Source organism: Rhodococcus sp. JVH1, from assembly GCF_000280725.2.
GTDB classification, from domain to species: domain Bacteria; phylum Actinomycetota; class Actinomycetes; order Mycobacteriales; family Mycobacteriaceae; genus Rhodococcus_F; species Rhodococcus_F jostii_A.
This window is the reverse complement of sequence record NZ_CP166289.1, coordinates 1507829-1525393: the sequence shown is the minus strand read 5'-3', so window position 1 is coordinate 1525393 and position 17565 is coordinate 1507829. Positions and strand designations below refer to the sequence as shown.

Below are 17565 nucleotides of genomic sequence, written 5' to 3'. Positions count from 1 at the left end.
AGAACGAGTAGACCCGAGGAGAATTCGACGGTGACGGATACCGGTATTGCGGCAGCGGACACGAGCCTGGCCGAGCAGACCCTGGCCCAGCTCCTCGACGCGCGGATCAGTTGCAGGGCTTACCTACCGACGCAGGTGCCGCGCGACGTGATCGAGCGGATCCTCGAGCTCGCCCAGCAGACACCGTCGTGGTGCAACACGCAGCCGTGGCAGGTCGCGATCACCGAGGGGGAGGGGACCGACCGGTTCCGCTCCGGGCTGGCGGAGTACGTCCGCACCCACCCGCAGGAGTCCGACTTCGAGTGGCCCCGCGAATACGTGGGCGAGCACAAGCAACGCCGCCGGGACTGTGCCATGCAGCTCTACGCCAGCGTCGGCATCGCCCCCGGAGACCGGGCTGCGTCCGCAGAGCAGACGATGAAGAACTTCGACCTGTTCGGCGCGCCGCACGTCGCGATCGTCACCACTCACGAAGCACTCGGCACCTACGGCGCCGTCGACTGCGGCCTGTATGTCGAGACGTTCCTCCTCGCCGCGCAGAGCCTCGGAGTCGCGTCCATCCCGCAGGCCGCCGTCGCCGGAAGTTCCCGGTTCATCCACGACTTCTTCTCGCTCGACGAGGACCGCCGGGTGGTCTGCGCGATCTCGTTCGGCTACCCCGACATGGAGAACCCCGTCAACGGATTCCGCACCCACCGGGAACCCGTCGCCAACGTCGCGCAGTGGGTGTCGCAGTAACGTGCTCGACTCCGAAGTGTTCGACCGGGACGCCCTGTTCGCCCGCCTCCGTCGCCGTCCCGACGTCGAGGCCCCCAACCTGACGGCCGTCGACGCCGCAGATCGGCTGATCCTCGACGAGGCCGCGGCGGCGCTGTCGGCGGCACCTGCCGGGACGCTCGCCGTGATCGGCGACCACTACGGTGCGCTCACCCTCGGCGCCGCGGCGGCGCACGGCGCCACCGGGATCCGCGTGCACCAGGACCCGCTGACCGGCGAACTGGCGCTCGCCGCCAACGCCGCGACGGTCGGGCTCGCCGACCGCTACCGGGCGTGTGCGCTCGGTGAGGAGCTCCTCGCGGGCGCGACGGTCGTGCTGATGCAGTTGCCGCGGAGCCTCGGCGAACTGACCGAGGTCGCCGAGGCGATCGCCCGTCACGCCGACCCGTCCGTCGTCGTCTACGCGGGCGGACGCAACAAGCACATCTCCACCGCCATGAACGACGTGCTCGGGCGTTCGTTCTCCGACGTCCGCGCGACCCTCGGCAGGCAGAAGTCACGGGTGCTGATCGCACGCGGCCCGGTGGAGGTAGCGCAGCAGACGTATCCCGTCACCGATCATCTCGCCGAGATCGGGCTGGACGTCGTCTCGTACGGGGCCGCGTTCGCCGGCCCCAAGCTGGACATCGGAACCCGGTACCTCCTCGACTTCCTTCCCCGCGTGAACCCCGGCGCGCGGGCCGCAGTCGACCTCGGGTGCGGAACGGGCATTCTCGCCGTCAGCCTCGCCCGGCTCCTCCCGGACGTGTCGGTGATCGCCACCGACCAGTCGTCGGCCGCGGTGGCATCGGCGGCCGCCACCGCCCGCGCCAACGGACTCGACGGACGGGTCAGCACGCTGCGCGACGACGCCATGTCCACCCTCGCCACCGACAGCCAGGACGTCGTCCTGTGCAACCCGCCGTTCCACGTCGGCGCGGCCGTCCACACCGGCGGCGCGTCGAAGATGTTCGCCGAAGCCGGACGGGTGCTCCGGCCCGGCGGCGAGCTGTGGACCGTGTACAACTCGCATCTCGGGTACCGGGGCCGATTGCAGCGGCTCGTCGGCCCGACGGACGTCGTCGGCCGGAATCCCAAATTCACCGTCACCCGATCGGTGGCCTGACCGCCACGCCGACCCGCCTCGTCTGGCGGGTGTCCCCACGGCACCGGTAGAGTCCGAATTGTCCGACCCGAAAGCGACGAACGGGAACTTGCGGTGGGTGCGGGACGTTCAACGTACAAGAAACCCGGATCCACCCGGCGAGCCACGAGAAGGGATGTGCACGGTGCGCACCACCAGTAACCCGGTGTTCCGCAACCTGCCCAAACAAGAGGGCAGCGGCGGATACGCCTCGTTCGGATCTACGACGGCCGGCGCAGCGCAGGTCACGCAGCAGTTCGGCCAGCCCCAGTACACGCAGGCCGAGCCCTACCGGACGGGCCCCGACTACCGTTCGATGACCATCGACGACGTCGTCACCAAGACGGGTGTCACGCTCGGCGTGCTCACGGTGTCGGCGATCATCTCCTACTTCCTGGTGAGCAACAACGCGAACCTCGCGAGCCCGTTGGTCATCGGCGGTGGCCTCGTCGGTCTCGTGCTGGTCCTGGTGGCCACGTTCGGCCGCAAGATGGACAACCCGGGCATCGTCCTCGCCTACGCGGTGGCGGAGGGCCTGTTCCTCGGCGCCCTGTCGTTCATGTTCACCGACATCACGTTCGGCGGAGTCGGCGGAGCGGCGCTCATCGGCCAGGCCGTACTCGGCACGTTCGGTGTGTTCTTCGGCATGCTCGTCGTCTACAAGACGGGCGCGATCCGAGTCACGCCCCGCCTGACCCGGATGATCATCGGTGCCCTCATCGGTGTCGTCGTCCTCGCCCTCGGCAACGTGATCGCCAGCTTCTTCACCGAAGGTGGCCTCGGCCTCCGCGACGGCGGTCCCGTGGCGATCATCTTCAGCCTCGTCTGCATCGGCATCGCCGCGTTCAGCTTCCTGCTGGACTTCGACGCCGCCGACCAGCTGATCCGCGCCCAGGCGCCGGCGAAGGCCGCATGGGGCGTCGCATTCGGACTCACCGTCACCCTCGTGTGGCTGTACGTCGAGATCCTGCGACTCCTGAGCTACTTCAACAGCGACTAGCAGTTCAACAGAGAAGGCCCCCGAGAGCATGCTCTCGGGGGCCTTCTGGCGCTTCGCACCCGTGCGTGGTCAGCGAGTCTCTGCACTCGTCGACCACTCACGGGCCCGGAGGGCCTAGCTCAGGCGCTCGAGGACCATCGCCATGCCCTGCCCGCCGCCGACGCACATGGTCTCGACCCCGAACGTCTTGTCCTGCTCGCGCAGGTTGTTGAGCAGGGTGTTGGTGATGCGGGCACCGGTCATGCCGAACGGGTGACCGAGGGCGATGGCGCCCCCGGAGATGTTCAGCTTGTCCTCGTCGATCTTCAGCTCGCGAGCCGATCCGAGAACCTGGACCGCGAAGGCCTCGTTGATCTCGAACAGGTCGATGTCGGAGATGGACTTGCCCGCGATCGCGAGGGCCTTCTTGACGGCCTCGATCGGGCCGAGGCCCATGATCTCGGGGGACAGTCCGGACACCCCGGTGGACACGATGCGGGCCAGCGGCGTCAGGCCGAGGGCCTTGGCCTTCGTGTCGGACATGATGACGAGCGCGGCGGCGCCGTCGTTGAGGGGGCACGCGTTGCCCGCGGTGACGGTGCCATCCGGGCGGAACACCGGCTTGAGCCCGCTGATGCCCTCGTAGGTGGTGCCGGCGCGGGGGCCGTCGTCGGCGGCCACGACGGTGCCGTCGGGGAGGGTGACCGGGGTGATCTCCCGCTCGAAGAAGCCGTTCTTGATGGCCTCCTCCGCGCGGTTCTGGGATCGGACGCCCCAGCGGTCCTGCTCCTCACGGGTGATGCCGGTGGCCGAGGCGACGTTCTCGGCGGTCTGGCCCATCGCGATGTAGACGTCGGGAATCTGCTCGTCCTCGCGCGGGTCGGTCCAGGCGACGCCGCCCTCGGCGAGCTTCGCGGTACGCGCCTCGGCGTCGGCGAACCTCGGGTTCTTGGTGTTCGGCAGGCCGTCGGCGTTGCCGGTGACGAAGCTGGACACCGACTCGACGCCGGCGGAGATGAACACGTCGCCCTCGCCGGCCTTGATCGCGTGCAGTGCCATGCGGGTGGTCTGCAGCGAAGAGGAGCAGTAGCGGTTGACGGTGACGCCGGGCAGGAAGTCGTAGCCCAGTTCCACCGCGACGACGCGGGCGATGTTGAACCCCGACTGGCCGGCGGGCTGGCCGCAGCCGAGGAGCAGGTCGTCGATCTCGGTGGGATCGAGTTCGGGGATCTTCGCCAGCGCCGCGGCCACCATCTGCGTCGTCAGATCATCCGGGCGGATGGTCTTGAGCGAGCCCTTCATGGCTCGGCCGATCGGTGAGCGTACTGCGGAGACGATGACTGCCTCGGGCATGAAAACTCCTTTGTCAACTGCGGGGGTCTGCACTGTGTTGCAGACCACCCGTTCTGTGGCCTTCCCGACAACTTACGTTGCCGGGCGGCACCGGGGGCATCGCCATCTCACTCAGCGACCCGTCGCGTCCGGGACGCGGACGCCTCCTCGATCGCGAGGAGTTCGTCGAGACGGGCAGGCGAGCGTCGCCGGGCCGTGCGTCGCCACAGGAAACGGTTGAGCGAGGCGGTCATTCGGGTCGACAGCTTGCGTGATTCCGCGGCCTCCGACACCTCGGGCAGGTCGGGCAGAGGGCCGCCGTGCCACATGCCCAGAGCAGTCGCGAGAACGGGCACGATCTGGATCGCCGCCAATTCGTAGCCCGCCGCGGACGGGTGGAAGTGGTCGGAGGAGAACATCCGGTCGGGCGCCGCGAGGAACTCGGGTGCCAGCAGGTCGGCCAACGCCACCGGGTGGCCGCCCGCCGCGCTGGTCGCGGCCGCCTGCGCCCGGGCCAGGCGCAACCCCCACGTCCGGACGACGGTCCGCAGCGGTTGGGGGATCGCGGTCACCACCCCGAGGTCGGGGCACGTTCCGACGACGACCGCGCAGTCGTGGGCGCGGAGCCGTTCCACCGCCTCCCCGAGTCTGCGCGCCGACGCCCGAATCGAGTTCTTCGATGTGACGTCGTTGGCTCCGACCAGGATCACCGCGGCGTCCGGCGGCGGTCCGGCCACGAACATCGCGTCCACCTGCCCGCTGAGTCCGCGGGACGTGGCGCCGCCGATGGCCTTGGTGCTCAGCCGGATCCGCTTGCCGGTCTCGTCCGCGAGGCGCCTCGCGATCTGCACGCCGGGCACTTCGTCCGCCGACAGGCATCCCACCCCGGCGGCCGTGGAGTCGCCGAAGATCATCAGATGGACGTCATACGGGGTGGTTCGCAGCCAGCGTTCGGGGACGGCAGCGCCGGGGGAGTAGACGCCGTCGGCCTCCGGCGGCTTGGCGACGTTGTGCCCGATCACACCGCGGGCCGCCGTCGCCTGGGACATCAGATAGGAGTACGCCGCCCACGACAGCGTGCCTGCGCTCGAACCTGCCACGACAGCCGCGGCGCCGGCCTTCACTCCGGTCTGCCAGGTCCTCTTGGGCACTGGTCTCACCTTTCCGCTACCTGGTGCTCGTCTCACGGGTTCCAGCGGACTGCGTCCGCACCAATCTAGTCGGATCAGGGCCCCCGTGCCGGACGTCTGTGAGCATCGGATCAGGGCATCTGGGAGCATGGAGGCATGCGCATCGCGGAACACGTCGTCGACCTGATCGGCAACACCCCTCTCGTCAAGCTCTCTTCTGTCATCGGTGAGAACCACGGGACCGTTGCAGCCAAGATCGAATACCTCAACCCGGGTGGAAGCTCGAAGGACCGCATCGCGGTCAAGATGATCGACGCCGCGGAGGCGTCCGGTGAGCTGAAGCCGGGCGGGACCATCGTCGAGCCCACGTCCGGCAACACCGGGATCGGCCTCGCCCTGGTCGCACAGAAGCGCGGATACAAGTGCGTGTTCGTCTGCCCCGACAAGGTCAGCGAAGACAAGCGGAACGTCCTCAAGGCCTACGGCGCCGAGGTCGTGGTGTGCCCGACCGCGGTCGCGCCCGAGCACCCCGACAGCTACTACAGCGTCTCCGACCGGCTCGCACGCGAACTCCCCGGCGGCTGGAAGCCCAACCAGTACTCCAACCCCGGCGGCCCGCAGAGCCACTACGAGACCACCGGCCCCGAGATCTGGGCCGACACCGACGGCAAGATCACCCACTTCGTGGCGGGCGTCGGCACCGGCGGCACCATCACCGGCACCGGGCGCTATCTCAAGGAGGTGTCCGGCGGCAAGGTCAAGGTCATCGGCGCCGACCCCGAGGGTTCCGTGTACTCGGGTGGCACCGGCCGTCCGTACCTCGTCGAGGGCGTGGGCGAGGACTTCTGGCCGAGCGCCTACGACCCGTCCATCCCCGACGAGATCATCGCCGTGTCCGACGCCGACTCCTTCGAGATGACCCGACGTCTCGCCCGCGAAGAGGGCCTGCTGGTCGGTGGCTCCTGCGGCATGGCCGTCGTCGCCGCACTCGAGGTGGCCAAGCGTGAGGGGCCCGACGCCGTCATCGTCGTCCTGCTGCCCGACGGTGGTCGCGGATACCTGTCGAAGATCTTCAACGACAAGTGGATGGCGTCCTACGGATTCCTCCGCACCCCGCTCGACGGCAAGCCCGACGAGAAGACCGTCGGCGACGTGCTGCGCGGCAAGTCCGGCGAACTCCCGGACCTCGTCCACACCCACCCGTCCGAGACGCTGCGCGACGCCATCGAGATCCTCCGCGAGTACGGGGTGTCCCAGATGCCCGTCGTCGGTGCGGAGCCGCCCGTCATGGCCGGTGAAGTGGCGGGCAGCGTCACCGAGCGCGACCTGCTCAGTGCCGTGTTCGAGGGACGCGCGCACCTCGCCGACCCGGTGGAGAAGCACATGAGCAAGCCGTTCCCGCTCATCGGTTCCGGTGAGCCCGTGTCGGCCGCCACCAAGGCGCTCGGCGACACCGACGCGCTGATGGTCGTCGACGACGGCAAGCCCGCCGGGGTCATCACCCGCCACGACCTTCTCGGTTTCCTCAGCGCCGGTTCCTAGACGACACTGGTCCCCGCTGCGCACGGAACGTACGGTGCACAGCGGGGTACCGGTGCGGTGTCCGTGAGGGGGAATCACTGTGGGTGTTCGTCTGCGTCGTGTTCTGGTGGTCCCGGCCGTCCTGCTCGGGTTCGCCGCCGCCGGATGCGGGAACAGCATCGAGGGTGCCGCGGTCGCACAGTCGGGATCGTCGGACGTCGACTCGGTGTCCTCGGGCACGTCGCCTTCTGGGGCGTCCGCGGACTGCACCGCGCTGACGAAGGCACTCGGCCGCCTGGTGTCGGACCGGCCGCATCTCACCGAGGCCGTCCTGCCCGGATCGACCGATCCGACGTGCTCGTGGTCCAAGGGACCGACCAACGTCATGAGCACCATCACCGCGTCGGTCAAGCCGCAGGTGACGGATCCCGCCGTCCTCGTCGAGATGCGGAACGGAACCAACGTCGTCCCCGACCCCCGGTCCGCCGAGTTCGGCGGGGTGGTCCTCGACGTCGTAGCCATGGCGCTGCTCACCCCGGAACACAGCATCATCGTCAACGCGCTCGACCCCTCCGTCAGCGACGCGACCAAGCTCGACGTCGCGTTCGCGATCGCGGAGTATCTGGAGAATTAGGTCCCCACTAGGCTGGGGGCCATGAGTGAGCAGCGCAGCAAAGCGGACAACATCAGCTGGCAGGGGTTCTCCACCAAGGCCGTGCACGCAGGATTCGACCCGGACCCGCAGACGGGCGCCGTCAACGTCCCGATCTACGCGAGTTCGACGTTCGCGCAGGACGGCGTCGGCGGCATGCGTAACGGATTCGAATACGCCCGCACCGGCAACCCCACCCGACGACCGCTCGAGGCCAACCTCGCCGCCCTCGAGTCGGGCACGTACGGTCGCGCCTTCGGCTCGGGCATGGCCGCCACCGACTGCCTGCTCCGTGCCGCGCTCCGCCCCGGCGACCACCTCGTCATCCCGAACGACGCCTACGGCGGAACGTTCCGCCTGATCGACAAGGTCTTCACCCAGTGGGGCATCGAGTACACGCCCGCCGCAGTGTCCGACGTGGACGCCGTCCGGGCAGCCATCCGCCCCAACACCAAGCTCGTGTGGGTCGAGACGCCCACCAACCCGCTCCTCAACATCGGTGACATCGAGGCACTGTCCGACGTCGCGCACGAGGCAGGAGCGAAGATCGTCGTCGACAACACGTTCGCCTCGCCGTACCTGCAGCAGCCGCTGCAGCTCGGCGCCGACGTCGCGCTGCACTCGACCACCAAGTACATCGGCGGACACTCCGACGTCGTCGGTGGCGCACTCGTCACCAACGACGAGGAGCTCGACACGGCGTTCGCGTTCCTGCAGAACGGTGCGGGCGCGGTCCCCGGACCCTTCGACGCGTTCCTCACGCTCCGCGGCATCAAGACCCTCTCCCTGCGCATGGAGCGGCACAGCGACAACGCCGAGAAGGTCGTCGAACTGCTCACCGGGCACCCCGCGGTGTCCCAGGTCATCTACCCCGGACTCGAGTCGCATCCCGGCCACAAGGTCGCGGAGAAGCAGATGCGCCGCTTCGGCGGCATGATCTCGGTCCGCCTCGCAGGCGGCAAGCAGGCTGCGCTGGACTTCTGCTCGCGCACCGAGATCTTCACGCTGGCCGAGTCGCTCGGCGGTGTCGAGTCGCTGATCGAGCACCCGGGCGCCATGACCCACGCCTCGACCGCCGGTTCGCTGCTCGAGGTCCCGGACGACCTGGTGCGCCTGTCCGTCGGCATCGAGGATGCCGCCGACCTCGTTGGCGACATCGAGCAGGCACTGAAGTAGCAGGCGGCTAACGCCGCCCGTGCGTGGTTGACGAGTCTCTGGACTCGTCAACCACGCACGGGGCGCGGAGCGCCCTATGCTGGCCCGCGTGGAGCCTGTCACGCTGGATCAGATCAGAGCAGCTCGTAAGCTGCTGGACCCCGTCATGCGCCGGACGCCGGTGATCGCGTCCCGGGCGCTGTCGGAACGATGCGGGCACGTCGTGTCGTTGAAGTGCGAAAACTTACAGCGCACAGGGTCTTTCAAACCGCGCGGTGCGTACAATCGGATCGCGAACCTGTCGGTCGCCGAACGGGCCTGCGGGGTGGTGGCGGCCAGCGCGGGCAATCACGCGCAGGGCGTGGCCTGGGCGGCCACGGAACTGGGCATCCCGTCCACCGTGTTCATGCCAACCGGCGCACCCCTTCCGAAACTCGTCGCCACCAAGGCGTACGGCGCCACCGTCCACCTCACGGGCGACACGGTGGACGACGCGCTCGTCGCCGCGAAGGAGTTCGCGAACGAGACCGGCGCCGTCCTCATCCACCCGTTCGATCACGTCGACATCGTCGCCGGACAGGGGACCGTGGGGCTCGAGATCCTCGAGCAGGAACCCGACGTCGGCACGCTCGTCGTCCCGACCGGTGGCGGTGGGCTGATCGCGGGTATCGCCGCGGCGGTGAAGGCCACCCGGCCCGACGTGCGGATCGTCGGCGTCCAGGCCGAGCAGGCGGCCGCCTGGCCGCGTTCGCTGGCGGAGGGCCGCCCGATACCGCTGGAGACCATGTCGACCATGGCCGACGGCATTGCGGTCGGCCGGCCCGGCGACGTTCCGTTCGCGCACGTCGGCTCGCAGGTCGACGCCATCGTCACGGTCAGCGAGGACGCCCTGTCCCGGGCGCTGCTGCTGTGCCTCGAACGCGCGAAGCTCATCGTGGAGCCTGCGGGCGCGGCCGCGGTGGCCGCGTTGATCAGTTGCTCGACGGACGAGCTGGGACTCACCGGGACGGTGTGCGCGGTGCTGTCGGGCGGCAACATCGACCCGTTGCTGCTCACCCATGTGGTCAATCACGGTCTCCGGGCCGCCGGACGCTATCTCGGTGTGCACGTGACCATTCCGGACCGACCGGGTGGTCTGGTCAGTCTCCTCGGCGTGATCAGCGGCAACGGCGCCAGCGTCGTGGACGTCGTCCACTCCCGCACCGGTGGCGCGCTCGCGCTCGACGAGGTGGAGGTGTTCCTCACCGTCGAGACCCGTGGTCCCGGACACCGGCAGGATCTCCTTGACGCCCTGCGCGACGCCCAGTACACGATTCGGCTGCAGGAGTAGCCGGGGCTAGCTCGGCCACCCGCCCAGGGTGATCACCCGGAACTCCTGATCCACCAGCCGGGCAGGCAGCTCGAGCTTGGTGAGCCAGTCGATCGCACCGCCGCCCATCCCGACCGCGGCCGTGCTCGACGCGTGCGCGGTGGTGCACGACCCGGCCACCACGGACACGGTCCGCCACAACGAGATCGAGTCGGGGTGCAGGGGCTTGACGGTGCTGGCGGTCGCAACGGCCGCACCCGACGGGATCGACACCTGGCAGGTGGGGTCGCCCGGCAGGTCCTGGACCTGGACCTGCCAGCCGCCCGGTGGTGTGGTCCCGGCGGTGGCGATGTCTCCGCCGAGCGCGACCAGGACACCGCACCCGAGCAGTTCCGCCGTCGTCGATGCGCAGTGGTCGGCGGAACTCGCCCGCGCGGTGGCCGTCAGGTCGAGTTCCACCCCGGCGGGGAGCGTGACCTCGGTGCCGTCGACGGTGATCGACCGCCAAGACTGGGGTGCGGGGGCCGACGCCGTGGGGTCGAGTGCGCCCTCCGTGGTCCGCGCCGCGGCGAGGGCGTCGGTGAGGAATCGCGCGAACATCGGTGTGACCGTGTTTCGGCCTTCGTCGAGCGAGTGGATCTCGGCGTCCGCGCGGTCCCGGTTGACGGCGGCATCGGTGGCCGCGAGGTAACCGCGGATCAGGTTCGATGCCGAGTTCAGGGCGTCGGGGTCGGTGACGACGATGCGTGCGTGCACACCCCAGGTGGACCATTCGGTTGCGCTGCGTGCGCTGGTCATGTGGTGGTTCTCCGGTCGCGCGATGTCAGGAACCGCTGGACACGGCGTCCGGTGCGCCGAATCCGGCCGAGACGAGGGGCGCGGCCACCGTCGAATCGGGGGTCGCGGGGTCCGCTGCCGCCGCCATACCACCGCCGGCGACCAGTCCGGCGATTCCGGCTGCTGCGAGGACGCGGCGAACGGGAAGCAGGCGGGAAATCCGTCGGTCTTCACTCATGCCGACCAGCTTCCCCGAAGAACCTTAGAACAACCTGGGAAGAATCTGTCTCTCCTCGCCGAGTGCGCACGAGTGCAGTGCACTCCCGGCGTGTCGCATGCAGTTGTGCGCAGTCGCGCCCGACAGCCGTCGGTGCACGAGGTGGAGGAGGTCCGGCCGGGTGAGGGTCTGACACTGCGGGACCTGCGCGCCGGTGACCTGCACGCGATCAGGGAACGAACCGCGAGCCGGCAATTGCACGTCGGGAATCTGATCTGCGCCCGCGTCGTCCCTGCGGGTGACACGTGGCAGATCTTCGGAGGAATCGAACCGATCGCGCCGGCTCGGCGCGCGCCACTCCCCGAGATGTTGGACGACGAGACCACGGATCCGGCCGACCTGGTCGTGATCCTCAGCGAACGTTTCGTGCCGGTGCGTGGGTGACCGAGGCGACGTGATTCGCCCGGTGCCGCGCTCCCGCAGGTCACGGTAGGAGACGGATCAATCCCGCAGAATCGCCTCGCACCTGCTGTGCCCCGTCGTAACGTGAACTCACTCGGTTAGGTGCACCGAGGAGGAGGAGCGCACGTATGTCAGTTGATGCAGCGGCGATCATCGTGGCGATCACCACCGCAGCGGGGGCCATCGTTCAGGGAGCGGACATACCGCAGCCGGTGAAAGATCAAGCGGCCGAAGCAATTCAGGTGGTCGAGCAGGCCTCACCCGACGTTCAGAAACAAGTTGACGAAGCGATATCGACCCTCCCGGAACCGGCCCGCGTGCAGGCCGAGCAGATGGTGGCCCAGGCCTCGGATGTGGTGAAGCAGGCAACCGACCCCTACATTCCATCGCCGCCCGCCGTCGAGGCGGCGCCGCCGCCCGCCCCGGTTCCCCCACTGGCACTCCCGGACCCTCCACTCGACCAGCCCCCCGCGATGAGCGCCCCCGACATCGGCACGGCGATCGGGGGCCTCGCCGCTCTGCCCGGGGTTCCGGCCCTGATCAGCGGACTCGGATCGCTGATCCCGTCCGTCCCCGCCGGCTTCCCCGGTGTCTCGCTCGCGCCGGTCGGCGCCATCGCCGTCTTCGCGCCGTGGATACGGAAGGCCGGGTCGCTGTGCGAGGGCATCAAGCCGCCGACACTGGCGGCCCTGTACTCCGTCGAGAACGGTTTCCGTTACGGCGCGAACTCACCGGTGTCCCGGGCAGGGGCCCGCGGTCCTGGCCAGTTCATGCCCCCTGCCTGGGCCAAATATGGCAAGGACGCGGACGGCGACGGCAAGGTCGACATCAACGGCGTCGCCGACCCGATGATGGCGTCCGGTCAGATGCTGTGCGACCTGTTCGGGCAGATCGAGGGCTGGAAGAAGGAGGGTGTGGTCAAGGGTGACACCCTCGACCTCACGATCGCCGCCTACAACGCCGGTGCGGGTGCGGTCCGTACCGCCGGTGGCATGCCCGCCGGCAAGTTCGACTACGAGCACGAAACGCAGCCGTACGTCGCGCGGATCCGATCGCTGGAGGAGTCGTTCGCGCGGATGCTGTCGCCGTTCTTCTACGGTGCGGCCGCCGGTGACACGAGCCGGGTCGTCGAGGCGGCCATGCGGTTCATCGGGCTGCCGTACGTGTGGGGCGGCGGCAACATCAACGGACCGTCCGGCGGCGGTTTCGACTGCTCCGGACTGACCTCGTTCGCCGTGTACGCCGCAACCGGCGTCAAACTGCCCCGCACGTCGGAAACGCAGTGGAATGTGGGTGTGGAGGTGCCGCTGTCGCAGGCCAGGCCCGGAGACCTGCTGTTCGGCAACTGGCAGTCGGGTGGGCCGGGACACGTCGCGATCTACGTCGGCAACGGCCAGATGCTGCACGCCCCGACGACGGGTGACGTGGTGCGCATCGGTCCCGTGTTCGCCGACATGAAGGCCCGCAGGGTCTTCTGATCCCGATCCCGGGCGTCACAGCAGAAAACTCCGGCCCGGGCACTGGGCCCGGACCGGAGTTTTCGGCGGTGGATCCGAGATCAGCTGTGGTACGGCTCCGCGCTGACGAGCGTCACCTTCATGCTGCTGCCGTTGGGCAGCGTGTATTCGCGGGTTTCGCCGACCTTCGCCTCGAGCAGTGCGCCACCCAACGGGGAGTTGGGGGAGTAGACCTCGAGTTTGTTGTCGCGTGCACCCTCTTCGCGGGTGGCGATCAGGAACGTTTCGGTGTCCTTCTCGTCGCCGTCGTAGTACACCTTCACCACGGAACCGGGCAGTGCGACACCGGACTGGGTGGGCGCTTCGCCGACCTTCGCGCTGTTCAGGAGTTCCTGAAGCTGGCGGATGCGTGCCTCCTGCTGACCCTGCTCTTCGCGGGCCGCGTGGTAGCCACCGTTCTCCTTCAGATCGCCCTCTTCGCGACGCTCGTTGATCTCGGCGGCGATGACCGGACGATTGGCAATGAGCTGGTCGAGTTCGCTCTTGAGCCTGTCGTGTGACTCCTGGGTCAGCCAGGTCACCTGGGTCTCGGTCATCTCGATCACTCCCTCGTAGTTGGAGCCGCCGGGCTCCCTCGACAGACCACTGCAACAGCAGTGATCAACGGCTCGGCAGAATTCGACGGCCGGGGCCGTTCGATTTCCGCCTTGCCGCCAATGCAGCAATACACGGTTCCAAACCGGAACCGTGTACCAGGCGATTCTAGCACGATCGGGGAGCGCAAACCCCGAATAACCCGAACGGTCGCTCGGGTGCGCCGGTGTCAGCCGCGGGTCAGATAGGCGGGAACGTCCAGGCTGCAGCCGTAGATGTCGCCCATCGCGGGCGGGCGGGACGTGTAGACGGGGGCGGTGACTTTCACCGTCTGGTCTTCCCCGCCGGCGATGTAGACCTCGCGCCGGCCGGTCTCGGAACCGTCCTTGGACCGGGAGCGGACGATGCAGACCGCCGCCTGTGACGGATCCTCCCGGGTGACGGTGAACGTGATGTCCAGCTGCGAATCACTCACCAGATCGAACGACGTGGCCTCACTGTCGATCTCGGAGACGGCGAACTTGTCGTAGGCGACGAACGCCACGATCACACCGACGACCACGACCGCCGCGGACAGCGCCCACACGAGCCAGCGCTTCGAGCGCGCAGGCTTTGCCGCGGCTGTGTATCGGCCCGGGGGAAGCGTTCTCGTCATTTCTCAACTCTCGTACCGCTCCGGTTCCACGTAACTCACAGCCCTCGAGCGGGGGCACGGCTGCAAGCGGAACTCTCGGGTGGAACTATAGAGGACGTGCGTCAGTGCGCCGTCAGCGATGGCGGAGGGCGAGAGCGCGCGACACGGACAAGCCGGCAACGGCTACTGGCGAAGTTGAGGTGAACGAATACGTGAGCGGATTCCGGCTCATGGCCGTCCATGCCCATCCCGACGACGAGTCGAGCAAGGGTGCCGCGACAACGGCCCGTTACGCCGCAGAGGGCAACGAAGTGAAGGTCGTGACGTTGACCGGGGGTGAACGTGGCGACATCCTCAACCCCGCGATGGACGTCCCCGGGGTGCGTGACCGCATCCACGAGGTCCGCATCGAGGAGATGGCCGAGGCCGCGCGCATCCTCGGAGTCCAGCACCAGTGGCTGGGATTCGTCGACTCCGGTCTGCCCGAGGGCGACCCGAAGCCGCCGCTTCCGGAGGGCTGCTTCGCGCTCGTTCCGCTCGAGGAGTCGACCGAGGCCCTGGTGCGGGTGATCCGCGAGTTCCGTCCGCACGTCATGACCACGTACGACGAGAACGGCGGCTACCCGCACCCCGATCACATCCGCTGCCACGAGGTGTCGATGGCCGCGTACGAGGCCGCTGCCGACCCGGAGCGGTTCCCCGACGCCGGGGAACCGTGGAAGGTGCAGAAGGTCTACTACTCGCACGGCTTCATCCGGAAGCGTCTCCTGCAGTTCCAGGAGGAGTACGACCGCCGCGGCGAAGAGTTCCCGATGGCCGAGTGGCTCAAGAAGTGGAAGACCGAGCAGGGCGACCTGATGGCACGCGTCACCACCCAGATCACGTGCGGCGACTACTTCCCGCAGCGTGACGACGCGCTGCGGGCCCATGCGACGCAGATCGACCCGAACGGCTCGTTCTTCGCGGTTCCGCTCGAAATCCAGCAGAAGATCTGGCCGACCGAGGAATTCGAACTCGCCAAGACCCGGGTCACCACCTCCATCCCGGAGAACGACCTGTTCGCGGGCATCACCGAGGACGGACAGTCGTGAATGCGTTGACCGTGAACCTGTTGGCCGGCACGGCGGACGTCCTGGCGCAGACGCCGAGCACCCCGTCGGGTCCGGAGTTCGGCAAGGCGTCGCCCATCGGCCTCGTCGTCATTCTCGCGCTGCTCGCGGGTGTGGTGCTGCTGGTGCGTTCGATGAACAAGAAGCTCAAGAACCTGCCCGAGACGTTCGAGCCGGAGCATCCCGAACCGGACCAGGAAGTGGACGAGGGCACCGACCGCGGCGCGATCCACGGTGGCGGGGCGAGCAGCACCGAACCGCCGAAGCCCACGGACACCCCACCCAACCTGCAGAAGTAGTCGAACAGGAGCTGGAGATGGACCCACGCGCACAGAACACACTCGGTGGGTCCACCAGCCCCTATCTGCGACAGCACGCCGACAACCCTGTGCACTGGCAGCAGTGGGGTCCGGAGGCGACCGAGTGGGCGCGCGAGCGGGACGTCCCGATCCTGTTGTCGATCGGATACTCGGCGTGCCACTGGTGCCATGTGATGGCCCACGAGTCCTTCGAGGACGAGTCGGTGGCGTCGCTGATGAACGAGCATTTCGTGTGCGTCAAGGTCGACCGCGAGGAGCGCCCGGACCTCGATGCCGTGTACATGAACGCCACGGTCGCGATGACCGGCCAGGGTGGCTGGCCGATGACGTGCTTCCTCACTCCCGACGGCGCCCCGTTCTACTGCGGCACCTACTACCCGGCCGAGCCGCGCGGCGGCATGCCGTCGTTCACCCAGCTGCTGAGTGCCATCGCCGACACGTGGCGGGACCGCCGCGGTGACGTCGACGACGCGGCCGCCTCGGTGGTCGCCGAACTGCGCCGGGGAGCCGGCGGCATCCCCGAGGGGGATGTCCAGGTGGATGCGGCCCTGCTGGACGCGGCAGCCGGAGCCGTGCTGCGGGACGAGGACGCCGACCGCGGCGGGTTCGGCGGAGCCCCCAAGTTTCCGCCGTCCGCGCTGATGGAAGGCCTGCTGCGCACGTACGAGCGATCCGGTGCCGAGGAGGTGCTCGGCGTCGTGGCGCGGACGGCGTCGGCGATGGCGCGCGGCGGCATCTACGACCAGCTCGGCGGCGGTTTCGCCCGGTACTCGGTCGACGCCGCGTGGGTGGTGCCGCACTTCGAGAAGATGCTCTACGACAACGCCCAGCTGCTGCGCGCGTATGCGCACCTGGGCCGGCGCACGGGCTCGGACCTGGCCGTCCGTGTCACCGAGGAGACCGTCGAGTTCCTGCTGCGCGATCTGCGCACCGACAACGGGTCGTTCGCGTCCGCCCTCGACGCCGACACCGAGGGTGTCGAGGGACTCACGTACGTGTGGACCCCCGCGCAGCTCGTCGAGGTCCTCGGTCCCGAGGACGGGGAGTGGGCGGCCCGGGTGTTCGCGGTCACCGCCGACGGGACGTTCGAGGCCGGCACGTCCGTCCTGCAGCTTCCCCGCGATCCGGACGACTGGGACCGTTGGAGCCGGATCCGGGGCACGCTGCTCGCGCAGCGTGCGACGCGGCCGCAGCCGGGACGCGACGACAAGGTGGTCACCGCCTGGAACGGTCTCACGATCACCGCGCTCGCCGAGGCCGGTGCCGGGCTCGGCAGGCCGGAGTGGGTGGCCGCGGCCGCCGACTGCGCGCGTGCGGTGCTGGGATTGCACGTCGTCGACGGGCGCCTGCGGAGGGCGTCCCTGGGCACGTCGGTGGGCGAATCGGCCGGGGTGCTCGAGGACTACGCCTGCCTGGCGACGGGCCTCCTCGCGTTGTATCAGGCGACCGGCGACAGCGAGTGGCTGACGCATGCACAGGCGCTGCTGGACCGCGCCCTGATCCATTTCGCCGACGACGAGCGGCCGGGAAGCTGGTTCGACACCGCCGACGACGCCGAGTCCCTGGTGACCCGTCCCCGGGACCCGGTCGACGGTGCAACGCCGTCCGGTGCGTCGTGTCTGGTCGAGGCGCTGCTCACCGCGGCTGCGGTGGCCGACGGGGAGGCGTCGGGACGGTACGCGACCGCCGCCGCCGAATCGCTCGACCGGGTGGCACTGCTGCTGGAGCGCGCACCGCGATCGGCCGGGCACTGGCTCGCCGTGGCGGAGGCGTCGGTGCGCGGCCCGATCCAGGTGGCCGTCGCAACCGACGGCGATTCCGTCCTGCTCCGGGAGGCGCGCAGACTCGCTCCCGGTGGTGCCGTCGTGGTCGGCGGCGAACCGGACTCGTCACCGCTGCTCGCCGACCGGCCGCTGGTCGACGGCGCGTCCGCGGCGTACGTGTGCCGCGGGTTCGTGTGCGACCGCCCGGTATCGACGGTCGCAGACCTGGGTGCCGCGTTGAGCCGGTAGCCGGC

At 69.0% G+C, this 17565-nt stretch carries 18 protein-coding genes; 12 read left to right on the top strand and 6 right to left on the bottom strand.

Annotated elements, in window-relative coordinates; translation table 11 throughout:
• The first annotated feature begins 30 nt into the window (after window positions 1-30).
• From JVH1_RS07160 to JVH1_RS07150, 3 genes are all read left to right on the top strand, one after another.
• On the top strand, window positions 31-738 hold the full coding sequence (locus JVH1_RS07160; protein WP_009479087.1) for a nitroreductase: 708 nt from the start codon (window positions 31-33) through the stop codon (window positions 736-738).
• Window position 739: 1 nt separating this feature from the next.
• Complete coding sequence (locus JVH1_RS07155; protein ID WP_009479088.1) at window positions 740-1882, top strand: class I SAM-dependent methyltransferase; 1143 nt, start codon at window positions 740-742, stop codon at window positions 1880-1882.
• Between the two features lie 163 nt (window positions 1883-2045).
• Window positions 2046-2900 carry a Bax inhibitor-1/YccA family protein gene (locus tag JVH1_RS07150; protein ID WP_029539503.1) on the top strand — a complete coding sequence of 285 codons (855 nt, stop codon included), beginning with the start codon at window positions 2046-2048 and terminating at the stop codon, window positions 2898-2900.
• Between the two features lie 114 nt (window positions 2901-3014).
• Here JVH1_RS07150 and JVH1_RS07145 read toward each other — a convergent pair whose 3' ends face one another.
• Together JVH1_RS07145 and JVH1_RS07140 are read right to left on the bottom strand one after the other, a co-directional pair.
• Window positions 3015-4232: an acetyl-CoA C-acetyltransferase gene (locus JVH1_RS07145; RefSeq protein WP_009479090.1), complete on the bottom strand. Its 1218-nt coding sequence runs from the start codon at window positions 4230-4232 to the stop codon at window positions 3015-3017.
• 107 nt (window positions 4233-4339) lie between these two features.
• The gene (locus tag JVH1_RS07140; RefSeq protein ID WP_009479091.1) at window positions 4340-5362 is read right to left on the bottom strand and encodes an SGNH/GDSL hydrolase family protein; all 1023 of its coding nucleotides are present in this window, start codon (window positions 5360-5362) and stop codon (window positions 4340-4342) included.
• A gap of 135 nt (window positions 5363-5497) precedes the next feature.
• Here JVH1_RS07140 and JVH1_RS07135 point away from each other — a divergent pair, with 135 nt between their 5' ends.
• The 4 genes from JVH1_RS07135 to ilvA all read left to right on the top strand — a co-directional run bounded on the left by JVH1_RS07135 (window position 5498) and on the right by ilvA (window position 9999).
• Window positions 5498-6883 (top strand): cystathionine beta-synthase, encoded by a 1386-nt coding sequence (locus JVH1_RS07135; protein WP_005255744.1) that lies wholly within the window; start codon window positions 5498-5500, stop codon window positions 6881-6883.
• 79 nt (window positions 6884-6962) lie between these two features.
• Complete coding sequence (locus JVH1_RS07130; protein WP_009479092.1) at window positions 6963-7496, top strand: hypothetical protein; 534 nt, start codon at window positions 6963-6965, stop codon at window positions 7494-7496.
• 21 nt (window positions 7497-7517) lie between these two features.
• On the top strand, window positions 7518-8690 hold the full coding sequence (locus tag JVH1_RS07125) for a cystathionine gamma-synthase (RefSeq protein ID WP_009479093.1): 1173 nt from the start codon (window positions 7518-7520) through the stop codon (window positions 8688-8690).
• Between the two features lie 76 nt (window positions 8691-8766).
• Window positions 8767-9999 (top strand): threonine ammonia-lyase, encoded by a 1233-nt coding sequence (ilvA, locus tag JVH1_RS07120; RefSeq protein ID WP_009479094.1) that lies wholly within the window; start codon window positions 8767-8769, stop codon window positions 9997-9999.
• 6 nt (window positions 10000-10005) lie between these two features.
• Here the strand turns inward: ilvA and JVH1_RS07115 are convergent, their stop codons facing one another.
• Both JVH1_RS07115 and JVH1_RS07110 read right to left on the bottom strand, forming a co-directional pair.
• Entirely contained in the window at window positions 10006-10776 is a 771-nt protein-coding gene (locus tag JVH1_RS07115; RefSeq protein WP_009479095.1) for an FAD:protein FMN transferase, read from the bottom strand.
• 25 nt (window positions 10777-10801) lie between these two features.
• Entirely contained in the window at window positions 10802-10993 is a 192-nt protein-coding gene (locus JVH1_RS07110; RefSeq protein ID WP_009479096.1) for a hypothetical protein, read from the bottom strand.
• A 90-nt stretch (window positions 10994-11083) separates the two neighbouring features.
• Between JVH1_RS07110 and JVH1_RS07105 the strand changes: the two genes are divergently transcribed.
• Window positions 11084-11416: a nucleic acid-binding protein gene (locus tag JVH1_RS07105; RefSeq protein ID WP_237735289.1), complete on the top strand. Its 333-nt coding sequence runs from the start codon at window positions 11084-11086 to the stop codon at window positions 11414-11416.
• A gap of 146 nt (window positions 11417-11562) precedes the next feature.
• Window positions 11563-12912 (top strand): bifunctional lytic transglycosylase/C40 family peptidase, encoded by a 1350-nt coding sequence (locus JVH1_RS07100; RefSeq protein WP_009479098.1) that lies wholly within the window; start codon window positions 11563-11565, stop codon window positions 12910-12912.
• Between the two features lie 80 nt (window positions 12913-12992).
• On the opposite strand, the gene greA is transcribed toward JVH1_RS07100, so the two are convergent.
• Complete coding sequence (gene greA / locus JVH1_RS07095; protein ID WP_005238978.1) at window positions 12993-13487, bottom strand: transcription elongation factor GreA; 495 nt, start codon at window positions 13485-13487, stop codon at window positions 12993-12995.
• A gap of 227 nt (window positions 13488-13714) precedes the next feature.
• On the bottom strand, window positions 13715-14140 hold the full coding sequence (locus JVH1_RS07090) for a DUF4307 domain-containing protein (protein WP_043781891.1): 426 nt from the start codon (window positions 14138-14140) through the stop codon (window positions 13715-13717).
• Between the two features lie 191 nt (window positions 14141-14331).
• Between JVH1_RS07090 and mca the strand changes: the two genes are divergently transcribed.
• From mca to JVH1_RS07075, 3 genes are read left to right on the top strand one after another with little or no spacing between them, the layout of a single operon-like run.
• Window positions 14332-15210: a mycothiol conjugate amidase Mca gene (gene mca, locus JVH1_RS07085; protein ID WP_009479101.1), complete on the top strand. Its 879-nt coding sequence runs from the start codon at window positions 14332-14334 to the stop codon at window positions 15208-15210.
• A complete protein-coding gene (locus tag JVH1_RS07080; RefSeq protein ID WP_009479102.1) occupies window positions 15207-15527 on the top strand; it encodes a hypothetical protein in 321 nt (106 codons plus the stop codon). The genes mca and JVH1_RS07080 overlap by 4 nt, the downstream gene beginning before the upstream one ends.
• 17 nt (window positions 15528-15544) lie before the next feature.
• Window positions 15545-17560, top strand: a complete 2016-nt coding sequence (locus tag JVH1_RS07075; protein WP_009479103.1) for a thioredoxin domain-containing protein — start codon at window positions 15545-15547, stop codon at window positions 17558-17560.
• Window positions 17561-17565: the final 5 nt, after the last annotated feature.